Below are 14084 nucleotides of genomic sequence, written 5' to 3'. Positions count from 1 at the left end.
ATGCGCCTGCATCAATTTGTTAAGCGGCTTTTGCCTCGGGGTTGAAGCGACCGTAGAAGCTCTGACCTTTTTCCGCCATCTCACGCAGCAGGGGCGGGCAGGCGAAACGATCACCATACTGTGCTGCCAACTGGTCGCAACGCTCGGCCGCGTAGGGCGTGCCGATGATGTCCAGCCAGCTCAGTGGGCCACCGGACCACGGCGCGAAACCCCAGCCCAGGATCGCACCCACATCGCCTTCGCGGATGTCTTCCAGAACGCCTTCTTCCAGCGCGCGGACCGCTTCCAGAACCTGCGCGAACATCAGACGTTCTTGTACCTCGATCAGATCAGGCTGGTCTTCGGCATGCGGGTACTTCTCCTGCAGGCCCTTCCAGTATTCGACGCGCTTGCCTTTTTCGTCATAGTCGAAGAAGCCCGCGTTTGCCTTGCGACCCAGACGGCCCTGTTCTTCCATCCAGAAGATCAGATCGTCCGACGGGCTTTCCGGGTAGGCGTCGCCCATTGCTGCCTTGGTCGCACGCGCGATCTTGGCACCCAGATCAATAGAGGTTTCGTCGGTCAGTTGGATCGGCCCCACAGGGAAGCCCAGTTGACGCGCCGCGTTGTCGATCAGCACGGGGTTCACACCCTCGGCAATCATCCGCACACCTTCGTTGATGTAAGGAATGATGCAGCGGTTGGCGTAGAAGAAACGCGCATCGTTGACCACGATCGGTGTCTTGCGAATTTGGCGCACATAGTCCAGCGCCTTGGCCACTGCGCGATCACCGGTTTCCTTGCCTTTGATGATCTCGACCAAGAACATCTTCTCGACCGGCGAGAAGAAGTGGATGCCGATGAACTGATCCGGACGCACGGATGCTTTGGCCAGATCGGTGATCGGCAGGGTCGAGGTGTTCGAGGCAAAGATGCAGTCCTCGGGGATGATCGCCTCGACCTTCTTGGTCATCTCGGCCTTGACGCCCACGTCCTCGAAGACAGCTTCGATGATCAGGTCACAGCCTTTGAGGTTGTCCAGATCCGGGGTCGCGGTGATGCGGGCCAGCATGACCTCTTTCTTCTCAGCCGTGACTTTGCCGCGCTTCATGCCCTTGTCCAGATAGGTCTCGGTATAGGCCTTGCCCTTGTCAGCAGCTTCCTGGTCGCGGTCCACAAGAACCACTTCCATACCGGCCTGAGCCGACACCAGCGCGATACCAGCACCCATCATGCCTGCACCCAGTACGCCAATCTTCTTGACCGACTGGTCCGGAACGCCTGCGGGGCGCACAGCACCTTTTTCCAACGCTTCTTTGTTCAGGAACAGCGAGCGGATCATCGCACCCGAGGAGGGGTTCATCAGCACGGAGGTGAACCAGCGCGCCTCGATCTTCAGGGCAGTGTCGAAATCGACCAGCGCACCTTCGTAGACCGCACTCAGCAGAGCTTTGGCCGCAGGGAACGCGCCTTGGGTCTTGCCGTTCACCATCGCCGACGCGCCGACGAAGTTCATGAACCCTGCAGGATGGTAGGGGGCACCGCCGGGCATCTTATAGCCCTTTGCATCCCAAGGTTTGACCAGATCGGCTTCCTTGGCGTTCAGCACCCATTCCTTGGCCGCGGCCATCGGGTCGGCTGCAATTTCGTCGATGTAACCTGCGCCTTTGGCCTTTTTGACGTCCAGCATCTTGCCTTCCAGCAACAGCGGAGCTGCCGCAATCGCGCCAACCTTGCGAACCATCCGCGTGGTGCCGCCCGCGCCGGGGAAGATGCCGACCATAATTTCGGGCAGGCCGTATTTCGCCTTGGGGTTTTCGGCCGCAAAGATGCGGTGTGTGGACAGCGGCAGTTCCATACCAATGCCTGCGGCAGTGCCGGGCAGAACGGTGGCAATCGGCTTGCCGCCCTTCTTGGTCTTGGGGTCCATGCCCGCCAGTTCAATCTTGCGCAGCAGGGCGTGCATTTGCATCGTGCCCTCGAACAGACCTTTAGCTGGGTTGTCGCCCGCCTGTTCTTTCATCACCGCCAACAGATTCAGGTCCATGCCGCCCGCGAAGGAGCCTTCTTTACCAGAAGTGATGATGATGCCTTTGACCTCGTCATCGGCCAGCGCCTGATCGATCTGATCGCTTAGCTGCGCAAGCCCGTCAAAGGACATCACGTTCATGGTTTTCCCGGGCACATCCCAGGTAATAATGGCGACGCCGTCCGCGTCCTTCGTCAGAGTGAAATCAGTCATTGTCATCTCCAATCTGGTCAGCCGTCAGCGGGCTGCCATCCTTGCGGGTGAAGGAGAATCCGTTCTCATCATCCTTCACCATCATGTCTATGTCGCTGTAATAGCCGGTCTCGGTCGGGGTCCGTGTGCCCACCACCAGAAAGGTCGCGGGCGCATCGGTTTTGTTCACAAGGTGGTGGCCGTTGGCCTCACCTGCGGGCCAAGCGGCGCAATCGCCGGGCTGCATCTCATGCTCACCATCGTCATCGATCAGCACGCAGGTGCCGCTGAGCATGATGGCAAATTCGTCCTGCTCCATATGGTAATGGCGCAGCGAAGACATGCCCTGCGGCTCCAGCCGCACGATGTTGACCCCGTATTGGGTCAGGCCGCCTGCATCGCCGACACGCTGCACGAAACGACCCGCGGTCGCCTCGGCCAGTTTGCCGGGATAGGCCGAGCCGCCCTTGAACGGGATCTGAGAGAGATCCAGCTTGGGCATCAGACCCGCTCGATAATGGTTGCTGCACCCATGCCGGACGCGATGCAAAGCGTGGCCAGACCGGTTTCCTTGTCCTGACGCTCAAGCTCATCCAGCAGAGTGCCGATGATCATCGCACCGGTCGCACCCAGCGGGTGGCCCATCGCGATCGAGCCGCCGTTGACGTTGACCAACGCCGGGTCGACGTCGAACGCCTGCTGAAAGCGCAGCACGACCGAGGCGAAGGCTTCGTTGACTTCGAACAGGTCCAGATCGCCGATCTTCATGCCGTTGTCCGCCAGGATCTTCTCGGTCACAGGAACCGGACCGGTCAGCATGATGGTCGGGTCGGTACCGATCTTGGCGGTTGCCTTGATGCGCGCGCGCGGCTTGAGGCCGTACTTCTCACCAAATTCCTTGTTGCCGATCAGAACAGCCGCCGCACCATCCACGATGCCCGAGCTGTTGCCGGCGTGGTGGATGTGGTTCACGCGCTCAAGATGCGGGTATTTCAGCATCGCGACCTTGTCGAAGCCGGGCATCTGCTCACCCATCATCTGGAAGGACGGGTTCAGGGCTCCGAGGCTCTGCATGTCGGTGCCGGGGCGCATGTACTCGTCGCGATCCAGAATGGTCAGGCCATTCTGGTCCTTGACGGTGATGACCGACTTTTCGAAACGGTTGTCGGCCCATGCCTCTGCGGCGCGCTTTTGCGATTCAACCGCCAGCGCGTCAGCGTCATCACGGGAGAAACCGTACTCAGTCGCAATAATGTCGGCTGAGATACCCTGCGGAACGAAATAGGTCTCCATCGCCAGCGAAGGGTCAACGGCAATCGCCGCACCGTCGCTGCCCATGGCCACACGGCCCATCATCTCGACACCGCCAGCGATGTAAGCGTCGCCCGCGCCGCCTTTGACCTGGTTTGCCGCCAGATTCACGGCCTCCATGCCGGATGCGCAGAAACGGTTGATCGCCAGACCAGGGATCGATTCATCCAGGTCCGAGGCCAGAACAGCCGAGCGCGCCAGACAGCCGCCTTGCTCCATCACTTGGGTGACGTTGCCCCAGATAACGTCCTCAACGGCATGGCCTTCGAGATTGTTACGCTCTTTCATCGCGTTCAGGGTCAGGGCGGACAGGCGCACCGAGGTTACCTCGTGCAGGCTGCCATCTTTCCGGCCCTTGCCGCGCGGGGTGCGCAGGGCATCATAGATATAAGCTTCGGTCATAGGTCTTCTCCTTAAGCTCGATCCGACGGGTTGCCGGGCATCAGGTCATAGGGGTGTTTCCAACCGGGCTGCTCGGACAGGCGAGTTAGCCAGGCGTCGATATGGGGCCAGTCGGCGCGGTCAAAGCCGAATGGTTCGGGGTAATAGAGATAGCCGCAACAGCTGATGTCGGCGTTGGTGACACCATTGCCGACAATCCAGTCGCGACCGTCCAGATGATCGTTCAGCACCTGATAGGCCGCCTTCAGTCGCCCCTGATTGAAAGCGATCACATCGGGGTTGCGGTGCTGTTCCGGGAGGAAATTGATCAGGAAACGGGTCAGGCCGGCCATCGAGCTGAGCTTGTGATTATCCCACAGCACCCAGCGCAGAATGTCGTAATTCTCCTCCCGGTCCTTACCGCCAAACTTGCCCGACTTCTCGGTCACATAGGCCTGAATGGCACCGGATTGGCTGGTGCGGAAATCACCGTCGATCAGGACAGGTGCTTCGCCCATCTCATTCACTTCGGCGCGAAACTCGGGCGTACGGGTGACACCTTTGAAGAAATCAACAAAGACCGGCTCCCACTCCAGTCCGGACATTTCCAAGGCCAATGCAGCCTTGTAGCTGTTTCCACTTTCTCCGAAGCAATGAAGTTTGATGGTCATGCGATCGCCCCTCCCAAGGCGCATGGTGCGAAGTCGTCATTTGCGTATTTCGAGAAAGACCAACCATCAGGCAGAATGCCTTTGGTCTGTCTTTCTGAAAACACGCCCACCTGAAACAGGTGGTTGGCGTGGTTAGCGTTTCCGCGCTTCAAGCTCGGAATTGAAAATGCGCAGGCGGTGGGTCAGATTCTCCTCATCAATCACGCTGTTGAAATTCTCGAAGAGAAACGACAGTGCCTCGCCTTCATCCAGACCTGCCTCACGCGAAAATGCTTTGAGTTTGCGATATCCGTCTTCAGTCATCGCAACGGGAAAGCGGCGGGTCAGGCGAAAACGTTTTGGCATGTGGTTCCTCCGGTAAGCTGGGTCCGGGTAATGTTACCCGGACCCAGACTGTGATCAGAAGTTCGCTGCGTCCAGAGCCATGACCGTGTCCGCGCCGGTCTGAATGCGCGAAAGATGCATTGCAGTCGCGGGCAGGCGACGCGCCATGTAGAAACGGCCGGTGTTGATCTTGGTCTCGTAGAACACTTTGTCCGAGGCACCACCGTCCAGCGCTTCCTGAGCGGCTTTAGCCATCTGAGCCCACATCAGGCCCAGGCAGACATGGCCGAACATGTGCATGAAGTCATAAGAACCGGACAGAGCGTTGTTCGGGTTCTTCATGCCTTCCTGCATGAAGTACATGCCAGCGGATTGCAGATCCTTGGACGCTGCTTTCAGCGGTTCGATGAACGCTTTGTCATAGGCTTCGTCCTTGCCACCGTTTTCCTTGCAGAAGGATTTGACCATTTCGAAGAAGGCCATGACATGCTTGCCGCCATCCTGCGCCAGTTTACGGCCGACAAGGTCCAGCGCCTGAACGCCGTTTGCACCTTCGTAGATCATCGCGATGCGGGCGTCGCGGGTGTATTGCGACATGCCCCATTCTTCGATGTAGCCGTGGCCGCCATAGACCTGCTGTGCCTGCACGGTCATATCGTAGCCTTCATCCGTCAAGAAGCCTTTGATGACTGGGGTCAGCAGCGAGATCAGGCCGTCCGCGTCCTTATCGCCCGAGCGGTGCGCCTTGTCGATCATCGTTGCGCCCCACAGGATGAACGCACGTGCACCCTCGGTGAAGCTTTTCTGATCCATCAGGTTACGGCGGATGTCGGGGTGAACGATCAGTGGATCGGCCGGGCCGTCCGGGTTCTTCACACCTGTTACGTCGCGGCCCTGCAGGCGGTCTTTGGCATATTCGACAGCGTTCTGGTACGCAGCTTCGGCCTGAGACAGGCCTTGCATACCCACACCCAGACGCGCTTCGTTCATCATCGTGAACATCGCGCGCATACCCTTGTGCTCGTCGCCCAGCAGCCAGCCGGTCGCCTCGTCATAATTCATGACGCAGGTCGAGTTGCCGTGGATGCCCATCTTCTCTTCGATCTTGCCGACCGAAACGCCGTTGCGCTCGCCCGGCGTGCCGTCTTCGTTGACGATGAACTTGGGCACGATGAACAGCGACACGCCCTTGATACCTTCGGGGCCACCGGGGATTTTGGCCAGTACCAGATGAATGATGTTGTCGGCCATGTCATGATCGCCGGCCGAGATAAAGATCTTCTGGCCCGAGATTTTATAGCTGCCGTCGCCCTGAGGTTCTGCCTTGGTGCGCATCAGACCCAGATCGGTGCCGCAATGCGGTTCGGTCAGGTTCATGGTCCCAGTCCATTCACAGCTGACCATATTGGGCAGGTATTTGTTCTTCTGCTCGTCGGTTCCGTGCGCCAGAATTGCCGACGCCGCGCCGTGCGTCAGGCCCTGATACATGACGAATGCCTGATTTGCGCCCGAGAACATCTCGCCAACAGCGGTACCCAACACATAGGGCATGTTCTGGCCGCCATACTCTTCCGGCATGTCGAGGCCAGTCCAACCACCTTCCTTCATCTGCTCGAAGGCGTCTTTGAATCCGGTGGGGGTGTATACGATACCGTTTTCCAGTCGACACCCTTCGGTGTCTCCAACAACGTTCAACGGGTGCAGAACATTGGAGGCAACTTTGCCTGCTTCTTCCAGAACTGCGCCGGTAAATTCGGTCTCAAGTTCGCTGTAGCCCGGAATATCGGATTCCGAGACTTTTAGAACATCGTGCAGAATGAACTGCGTATCTTTTGTTGGCGCGTTGTAAACGGGCATGTGAAGCTCCCTTAATTCAGATGTCCGGGTGGCAGGCAGGCGAGGGTATTACTCGGCGGCCTTCTTTTCCTGTTTCATCGAGGCGATGACTTTCTCGCCCCAGCGCAACTGTTCCTTCAGATCGTCGATGGCCTGAGTCAGCTCTTCGCGACGTGATTCCATATCAGCCAGACGTTCGCAGGCGATTTCATACGTGCGAGTCATCTGGGTCAGTTGCTGGTCGTCCACGTGGTACAGATCCAGAAGCTGCCGGATTTCCTCGAGGCTGAAACCAAAGCGTTTGCCGCGCAGGATCAGTTTGAGCCTGGCGCGATCCCGTTTCGTGAACAGGCGTTTCTGGCCCTCACGGATCGGGAACAGAAGCTCTTTGGCCTCGTAGAACCGCAAGGTTCGCGGCGTGACATCATATGCCTCGCACATCTCGCGGATGGTCATCAGATCTTCAGTCATAGGTCATACTCTCGGTCACTGGCGTCATGAGATATGAGTTGCGCAGTCGATGCCTGCTTTACAACATGAGAGTGACGTTTACGTAATGCAGACGCTACGTCACAAATAAATTGACGTAACATCCGGTCGCGTAAAGTTGGATTTCGGTAATTTTGTTGCCGTTACGTAAAGGTCGCATCGGGCTTCAAACGTACAACGAAACTTAGCTCACGGAAGACCCGCGAGCCTAAAAACAGCTTCCGCTCATTTGAGGTACTGCGCCGTTAGGCGGAGGCGTCTAGCGCAGCGATTTCGCCGTCTGATCCCGCAGGCGAGTCAGTTCGTCCATGGCTTCGTCCAGTTGCTGCCGTTGTTGGCGCAGTTCTTCCATCTGACGATCAGCCATCTCAACGAAGGTCGCCATTTGGGCCTGGTTTCCCTGATCTTCATAGATCAATAACCACTGGCGAATCTCTTCCAGCGGAAATCCGAATCTGCGTCCGCGCATGATCAGTTTCATGCGTGCGCGTTCCCGAGCACCATAAAAACGGGATCGTCCCTCGCGATCCGGCTGTAGCAGCTCGATATACTCATAGTAGCGCAGGGTACGCGGAGTCACATCGAACTCAGCGCACATCTCTTTGAATGACAAACGGTTGTCGGACATCCCTGTTCTCCTTGCCAGCAACCTATGGTGTCATGAAAGCAAGCGCAACAGGCAGGCTTGCCCTTTGCGTCAACTGAGGCTCATAAAGGGATTAACTCAGAAGGACGCAAACCTATGGTCGACAAGACAGTTCTGGCCCGCCAGTTCATCGAGGCAATCCCGCATGCGCGGGCTTTGGGCCTTACATTGACGCATATCGGCTCAGGCGAGGCTGAGATCACCATGCCCTATAACGAGGATCTGATCGGAGATCCGCGTACAGGCGTGATTCACGGCGGTGCGGTTTCGGCCATGCTGGATACCTGCTGCGGAGCGGCAGTGATGAGCCACCCCTCGGCGCCCGGTGGAACCGCAACCATCGACCTGCGCATTGATTACATGCGTGCTGCAACGCCGGGGCAGATGCTTATCACCCGGGCCAGCTGCTACCACATCACACGCAATGTTGCCTTCGTGCGAGCCACTGCGATGGATGACGATCAGGAACGTCCTGTTGCAACAGCAACAGGATCATTCACCGTGGAGGGCAAGTAAGATGGCCCGCTCCCGTCCCGAACCCATGCAGGTGGTCAAGCAAAGACGTGACGCAGCGCTTCGTGCCCTCGTCGAGGGTGTGCCATACATGCGGTTCCTCAATATCGGGTTCGATCGCCGGGGTGATGAACTGACCGGTGTTTTGAATTTTGACGAAAAACTAATCGGCAATCCTTTTCTGCCAGCCATCCATGGTGGTGTGACTGCTGCCTTTCTGGAGGTAACTGCCGTCATAACGCTCAGTTGGGAACATATGTTTCCACGGATCGAAAGCGGTGAAATCGATGCTGACGATATCATAACGAATGAGAACATCCGCTTTCCAAAGACCATCGACTTTACCGTCGATTACCTGCGATCGGGATTGCCGCGCGATGCCTATGCACGTGCATTCGTCAGCCGATCCGGTCGCCGCTATGCCTCGGTTCGGGTCGAAGCCTGGCAGGACAATCATGCCAAGCTCTTTGCGCAGGGGACCGGACATTTTCTGATGCCGCAGCCTCCGTCCGACAAAGGTTAAGACATGAACGAGGCTTCTGCGCCCATCACGCACAGGCGGGTGCTGAAGATAGCTGCACCCATTGTCCTGTCGAATGCCACAGTTCCGATACTCGGGGCTGTGGATACAGGTGTTGTCGGGCAAATGGGTCAGGCCGCACCGATTGGCGCGGTCGGTATCGGGGCAGTTATTCTGTCCACGATCTATTGGGTCTTTGGGTTTCTGCGGATGGGAACCACCGGTCTTGCTGCGCAAGCGCGCGGGGCAGGAGATACAGCAGAGACCGGGGCGCTATTGATGCGGGGTCTGCTGTTGGGTACAGCAGCCGGCTTGTTCTTTATCATCACGCAAGTGTTTGTATTTGCGGGCGCCTTTGCTTTGTCACCGGCCAGTCCCGAGGTCGAATCGCTGACGCGAGACTATTTGCAGATTCGCATTTGGGGCGCGCCTGCCACCATTGCGCTTTATGCAGTCACTGGCTGGCTGATTGCGGTAGAGCGCACGAAAGGCGTGTTTGTCCTGCAGATCTGGATGAATGGTTTGAACATCATTCTCGACCTATGGTTCGTGCTGGGCTTGGGATGGGGTGTTGAAGGTGTCGCAACGGCCACTCTGATTGCTGAATGGACTGGTTTGGCGCTGGGTCTGTGGCTGTGCGCGGACGCATTCGGTGGCAATCAGTGGCGAGACTGGCCGCGTATCTTTGATGCGGCTCGATTGCGCAGAATGATGCAGGTGAACGGGGATATCATGGTGCGTTCGGTTCTGCTGACCGGTGCATTTACAACATTCCTCTTCGTCGGCTCCGATTTGGGGGATGTCAATCTGGCCGCCAATCAAGTGCTTCTGCAATTTCTTGAGATTACTGCCTTTGCGCTGGACGGCTTTGCCTTCTCTGCCGAAGCCCTGGTGGGTGGAGCAGTTGGTGCAAAAGACCGTCATCAAGTTCGGCGCGCATCGATCATGGCATCTCAGTGGGGCGTTGGAGGGGCTGTTGGACTGGGCTTGGTGTTCTTCGTTGCAGGTCCTGCCTTGATTGATCTCATGTCGACCTCACCTGATGTGCGCATCGCCGGGCGAGAGTTCTTGTTCTGGGCGGCAATCGCTCCAATCATTGGTGTCGCCAGTTGGATGTTTGACGGTATTTATATCGGCGCAACATGGACGCGCGCGATGCGAAACGCGATGATCCAATCTGTTGCGATTTACATCGTAGCCTTGTTCATTTTGGTCCCAACCTTAGGAAATCATGGGCTATGGGCCGCGCTGATGGTTCTCAACATCGCGCGCGGCATCACGCTAGGCTGGCGGTATCCAAAGCTTGAGGCGCAGGTGGCTTAGAGCAGGGTAAGCAGGTTCTCAGGAGGACGACCAATTGCAGCTTTGTCGCCGGATATTCCCAGCGGCCGTTCGATCAGAATCGGGTTTTCAGCCATGGCCTGAATCAAGTCATCCTCTGAACTTGTCTTGGTCAGACCCAGTTCCTTGAACTGCTTTTCACCTGTGCGCATCATTTCGATGGCAGCGAGGCCAAGCCGGGACTGAGCGGAACGCAGTTCGTCGACCGAAGGCGCATCCTCAAGGTATTTTCGCACTTTGATCTCTGCGCCGTTTTCTTCCAGCAACGCCAATCCGGTGCGGGACTTTGAGCAACGCGGATTATGCCAATACTCGATCACAACCAGTCCTTTCGCTTGCTTCCAACAGCCTGAGATACATTGTCAAAACCGTCCCGGGCCAACAAGTCATCCAACCCATGCGCGATATCTGCAGCCAGTGAGATACCGCCATATACCATCGCTGTGTAGAACTGCACTGCCGAAGCGCCTGCACAAATCTTTGCATAGGCTTGTTCGGCTGAGCTGATACCCCCCACACCGATCAGTGGGATAGTGCCATTGGTTAGTTGGCTGAGCTGTGCCAGAACACGTGTCGATCTTTCGAACAACGGAGCACCGGATAGCCCCCCCATCTCATCCTTGTGGGTGCTGAGCAGCCCATCACGGGACAAGGTCGTATTGGTTGCTATGACGGCGTCAACCCCGGTTTCCCGAGCGACAGCCGCGATATCTTCAAGTTCGGCTTCGGTCAGATCCGGGGCGATCTTGAGGAAGACTGGCAAGGGGCGCGCCAGCGCGTCTCTGGTCTCGATCACGCCCCCCAGCAACGCACTTAGCGCGGCTTTGCCTTGCAGATCGCGCAGCTTTTCAGTGTTCGGGGAAGAGACGTTAACCGTGGCAAAGTCCAGATACTCGGCGCAATGGGCCAGCACCTTGGCGAAATCCCCGGGGCGGTCGTCACTGTCTTTGTTGGCGCCAAGGTTCAGGCCGATAACCGCATTCTTCGGGCGGTCGGCCAGGCGCCGGGCCATGACCTCCATTCCCTCGTTGTTAAAGCCAAAGCGATTGATCGCCGCTTTGTCTTCGGTCAGACGGAACAGGCGTGGTTTTGGGTTTCCAGGTTGTGGGCGCGGGGTGACCGCACCCACCTCGATAAAGCCGAACCCGGCACGGGAAAGCGGTGTAAGAACCTCTCCGTTCTTATCAAACCCAGCGGCCAGACCGACTGGGTTCGGCAGCTTTAGCCCGGCAAGTTCGGTTTGTAGTCGAGGCGACGTGATCGGACCGGGGGCAGGGGCCAGTCCTGATTTCAGGGCCTTGATTGAAAGGCCATGGGCCGTTTCAGGATCAAATCGATGCAGGGCGGCGAGCCCGATTTTCTCGGTCAGTTTCATCCGAATGAATTTCCACTTTCGTTCGGTGCACAGCGGATAAGCCGGGATGTTTTCACGGCTGCCTGCCGATGAACCACGGCGGCGCGATAGATTGGATCGGTCACCATCTCCAGAAACGCATGCGCACTGGGGTATCGGGCAATGAACACCTCGTCCCAGCTTTCATCTGCGGGACCGATCAGCGTCGTCTGGAACGCGCCCCTCCAAACAATCGAAGCTCCTATACGTTTGATGATCGGTGCAGTTTCCGCGCCGTAGTTGCGATAAGCCTGTGCGCCGGTAAGCCGGGCATTGGCAAGCTCGTGATCCGATGGGTATTCTGCAATATCGCGAAATTTCACGAGGTTCAGCATTTCGATCGGCTGATCGCGATCCAGACCTTTGAACGCTTCGAATTGCTCCCGTTCCGGATCGACAAACTCTGTCATCCCATTTCCTCCGGGAATTGATGCTTTTCACCATCAAACAGGAGCGGGCGTGACCACACAACGTCACTCATGCGGATTTGGCGATAGAGATGCGGGAATAACGCGTCACCGCGCGATACCTCCCATTTCAGGTCATCGCCCATGGCGTCGGCATCGCATGCCAGCAGTGTCAGATCGCCTACACCGGCAAAGTGTTTGGCTGCAGTTTCCTCGGCCTGTTCAGATGTCGAGAAGTGTACATAACCATCAGCGATGTCGATCGGAGCACCATCAGACGCACCATCTGTCTGCAGCTTGGCCCATTCGTCGGCCCGGAATATCTTGTAAATCAGCATATGGACCTGATGCCCCGCACTGCGGGCGGAATCAAGCCGGATTTCCCCCTTTGACTCTTTGCCGCCCACATCGCACGATCCCCTCAATCAACTACAGGGAGTTTCAATATGTTCACCCGCTTATTGGCATCTGCAGCCGTGCTGGGCCTGACCGCAGGCATGGCGGCTGCGGAATTTAAACTGACCATCTTGCATACCAACGATATTCACAGCCGGATCGAATCTATCAACAAATACGATTCCACCTGTGACGCCGAGGGCGAAGCCGAAGGAAAGTGCTTTGGCGGTGTAGCCCGGCTCAAGACCATGGTGGATTCAAAACGTGATGCCATGGCGGACGAAAATGTCCTGCTGCTGGATGCTGGTGACCCATTTCAGGGCTCACTTTTTTACACAACCTATAAAGGTGCCGCAGAGGCAGAGTTCATGGAAGCCATCGGCTATGACGTCATGGCCGTGGGTAACCACGAATTCGATGATGGTCCGGCAGGTTTGGAGGCATTTATAGATGCCGTAAGCTTCCCGGTGATTTCGGGCAACCTTGATCTGTCATCGTCAGCCGAATTGAAGGACAAGGTGCAAAATCACGTTGTCCTTGATGTCGGCGGTCAGAAGATCGGTATCATTTCGGCATTGGCAACGGATACGGTCGACACCTCGAGCCCCGGGAAAGATATTGTGTTTCAGGATGAAATCGACAGCCTGTCCGCAGATGTAGCCGCCCTGCAGGAAGAGGGCGTAAACATCATCATCGCGCTCAATCACGTGGGTTTGGCCAAGGATCTTGAGATCGCGGAAAAAGTACCCGGGCTTGATCTCGTGATCGGGGGGCACTCCCACACGTTGCTGTCCAACACGGATGAAGACGCGGCCGGACCTTATCCAATGATGGTTGGCGATGTACCCGTTGTACAAGCCTATGCGTACTCAAAGTACCTGGGTGAGATCACTCTGACCTTTGATGATGACGGTAATCTAATCTCAGCCGAAGGTGAGCCAATTCTGTTGGATGCTTCGGTTGAACCGGATGCGGATATCGCTGCCCGAGTTGCAGAGATGGGTGCTCCGATCGAAGAGATGAAGCAGCGCGTCGTGGCCAATGCTGCGGCTCCGATTGAAGGCGACCGTTCCGTTTGCCGTGTGCAGGAATGCGAGATGGGAAATCTGGTTGCCGACGCGATGCTGGCCAGGGTTGCTGATCAGGGTGCTCAGATCGCGATCGCAAATTCCGGTGGTCTGCGCGCATCGATCGATTCCGGTGATGTGACCATGGGTGAAGTTCTGACGGTTCTGCCTTTCCAGAACACTCTCTCGACCTTCGAAATCAGCGGGCAGGGCGTAATTGATGCGCTTGAAAACGGCGTCAGTCAGGTCGAAGAGATCAAAGGTCGTTTCCCGCAGGTAGCTGGCATGACGTTCACATGGGATCCTTCGGTTGCGCCCAATGAAGGCCGCATTGGTGAAGTGATGGTCGCAAGCGGGGATGGGTTTGTGCCGATTGATCCGGCCGCGACTTATCTGGTGGTCACCAACAACTATGTTCGGAACGGTGGCGATGGCTACAAGATGTTCTCGGGTGACGACAAGAACGCCTATGACTATGGTCCTGATCTTGCCGATGTAACAGCCGAGTATCTGGCCGAGAATGCGCCATACCAGCCTTATGTGGATGGGCGCATCAAGCAGAAGTAAGGCTCTTTCTGAGAATGAAGGC

General features: G+C 57.1%; 16 protein-coding genes. 4 read left to right on the top strand and 12 right to left on the bottom strand.

Annotated features, from left to right (window positions below; translation table 11 throughout):
• Window positions 1–19: 19 nt before the first annotated feature.
• The 8 genes from GOX61_RS16060 to GOX61_RS16025 all read right to left on the bottom strand — a co-directional run bounded on the left by GOX61_RS16060 (window position 20) and on the right by GOX61_RS16025 (window position 7840).
• Window positions 20–2221 carry a 3-hydroxyacyl-CoA dehydrogenase NAD-binding domain-containing protein gene (locus tag GOX61_RS16060; RefSeq protein ID WP_170335308.1) on the bottom strand — a complete coding sequence of 734 codons (2202 nt, stop codon included), beginning with the start codon at window positions 2219–2221 and terminating at the stop codon, window positions 20–22.
• Entirely contained in the window at window positions 2214–2702 is a 489-nt protein-coding gene (locus GOX61_RS16055; protein WP_170335306.1) for a cupin domain-containing protein, read from the bottom strand. The genes GOX61_RS16060 and GOX61_RS16055 overlap by 8 nt, the downstream gene beginning before the upstream one ends.
• Window positions 2702–3913, bottom strand: coding sequence for an acetyl-CoA C-acetyltransferase (locus GOX61_RS16050; RefSeq protein ID WP_170335304.1), 1212 nt, complete (start codon window positions 3911–3913; stop codon window positions 2702–2704). The genes GOX61_RS16055 and GOX61_RS16050 overlap by 1 nt, the downstream gene beginning before the upstream one ends.
• Window positions 3914–3924: 11 nt before the next feature.
• Window positions 3925–4563, bottom strand: a complete 639-nt coding sequence (locus tag GOX61_RS16045; protein ID WP_170335302.1) for a glutathione S-transferase family protein — start codon at window positions 4561–4563, stop codon at window positions 3925–3927.
• A 132-nt stretch (window positions 4564–4695) separates the two neighbouring features.
• Window positions 4696–4908, bottom strand: a complete 213-nt coding sequence (locus tag GOX61_RS16040; RefSeq protein ID WP_155151783.1) for a hypothetical protein — start codon at window positions 4906–4908, stop codon at window positions 4696–4698.
• Between the two features lie 54 nt (window positions 4909–4962).
• On the bottom strand, window positions 4963–6744 hold the full coding sequence (locus GOX61_RS16035) for an acyl-CoA dehydrogenase C-terminal domain-containing protein (RefSeq protein ID WP_170335301.1): 1782 nt from the start codon (window positions 6742–6744) through the stop codon (window positions 4963–4965).
• A gap of 48 nt (window positions 6745–6792) precedes the next feature.
• The gene (locus tag GOX61_RS16030; RefSeq protein ID WP_155151779.1) at window positions 6793–7194 is read right to left on the bottom strand and encodes a MerR family transcriptional regulator; all 402 of its coding nucleotides are present in this window, start codon (window positions 7192–7194) and stop codon (window positions 6793–6795) included.
• A 277-nt stretch (window positions 7195–7471) separates the two neighbouring features.
• Complete coding sequence (locus tag GOX61_RS16025; protein WP_155151776.1) at window positions 7472–7840, bottom strand: MerR family transcriptional regulator; 369 nt, start codon at window positions 7838–7840, stop codon at window positions 7472–7474.
• Window positions 7841–7954: 114 nt separating this feature from the next.
• Between GOX61_RS16025 and GOX61_RS16020 the strand changes: the two genes are divergently transcribed.
• The 3 genes from GOX61_RS16020 to GOX61_RS16010 are packed head-to-tail and all read left to right on the top strand — an operon-like array spanning window position 7955 to window position 10214.
• Window positions 7955–8374: a PaaI family thioesterase gene (locus GOX61_RS16020; protein WP_155151774.1), complete on the top strand. Its 420-nt coding sequence runs from the start codon at window positions 7955–7957 to the stop codon at window positions 8372–8374.
• A 1-nt stretch (window position 8375) separates the two neighbouring features.
• Window positions 8376–8894 (top strand): PaaI family thioesterase, encoded by a 519-nt coding sequence (locus GOX61_RS16015; RefSeq protein WP_170335300.1) that lies wholly within the window; start codon window positions 8376–8378, stop codon window positions 8892–8894.
• A gap of 3 nt (window positions 8895–8897) precedes the next feature.
• A complete protein-coding gene (locus tag GOX61_RS16010) occupies window positions 8898–10214 on the top strand; it encodes an MATE family efflux transporter (protein WP_155151769.1) in 1317 nt (438 codons plus the stop codon).
• On the opposite strand, the gene arsC is transcribed toward GOX61_RS16010, so the two are convergent.
• Genes arsC through GOX61_RS15990 form a run of 4 tightly spaced genes read right to left on the bottom strand, consistent with a single transcriptional unit; the run spans window position 10211 to window position 12370 of the window.
• Window positions 10211–10552, bottom strand: coding sequence for an arsenate reductase (glutaredoxin) (gene arsC / locus GOX61_RS16005; protein ID WP_170335299.1), 342 nt, complete (start codon window positions 10550–10552; stop codon window positions 10211–10213). The two genes, GOX61_RS16010 and arsC, sit on opposite strands and share 4 nt — an antisense overlap.
• The gene (locus GOX61_RS16000) at window positions 10549–11607 is read right to left on the bottom strand and encodes a quinone-dependent dihydroorotate dehydrogenase (RefSeq protein ID WP_170335298.1); all 1059 of its coding nucleotides are present in this window, start codon (window positions 11605–11607) and stop codon (window positions 10549–10551) included. Before GOX61_RS16000 ends, arsC begins: the two co-directional genes overlap by 4 nt.
• Window positions 11604–12035: a DUF1330 domain-containing protein gene (locus GOX61_RS15995; RefSeq protein WP_170335297.1), complete on the bottom strand. Its 432-nt coding sequence runs from the start codon at window positions 12033–12035 to the stop codon at window positions 11604–11606. The genes GOX61_RS16000 and GOX61_RS15995 overlap by 4 nt, the downstream gene beginning before the upstream one ends.
• On the bottom strand, window positions 12032–12370 hold the full coding sequence (locus tag GOX61_RS15990) for a DUF952 domain-containing protein (RefSeq protein WP_170335296.1): 339 nt from the start codon (window positions 12368–12370) through the stop codon (window positions 12032–12034). Before GOX61_RS15990 ends, GOX61_RS15995 begins: the two co-directional genes overlap by 4 nt.
• 108 nt (window positions 12371–12478) lie before the next feature.
• Here GOX61_RS15990 and GOX61_RS15985 point away from each other — a divergent pair, with 108 nt between their 5' ends.
• On the top strand, window positions 12479–14062 hold the full coding sequence (locus tag GOX61_RS15985) for a bifunctional metallophosphatase/5'-nucleotidase (RefSeq protein WP_170335295.1): 1584 nt from the start codon (window positions 12479–12481) through the stop codon (window positions 14060–14062).
• Window positions 14063–14084: the final 22 nt, after the last annotated feature.

Source organism: Ruegeria arenilitoris (genome assembly GCF_013030265.1).
Lineage (GTDB): Bacteria > Pseudomonadota > Alphaproteobacteria > Rhodobacterales > Rhodobacteraceae > Ruegeria > Ruegeria arenilitoris_E.
The sequence above is the reverse complement of the archived record's forward strand: the minus strand, read 5'-3'. Positions and strand labels throughout refer to the sequence as shown.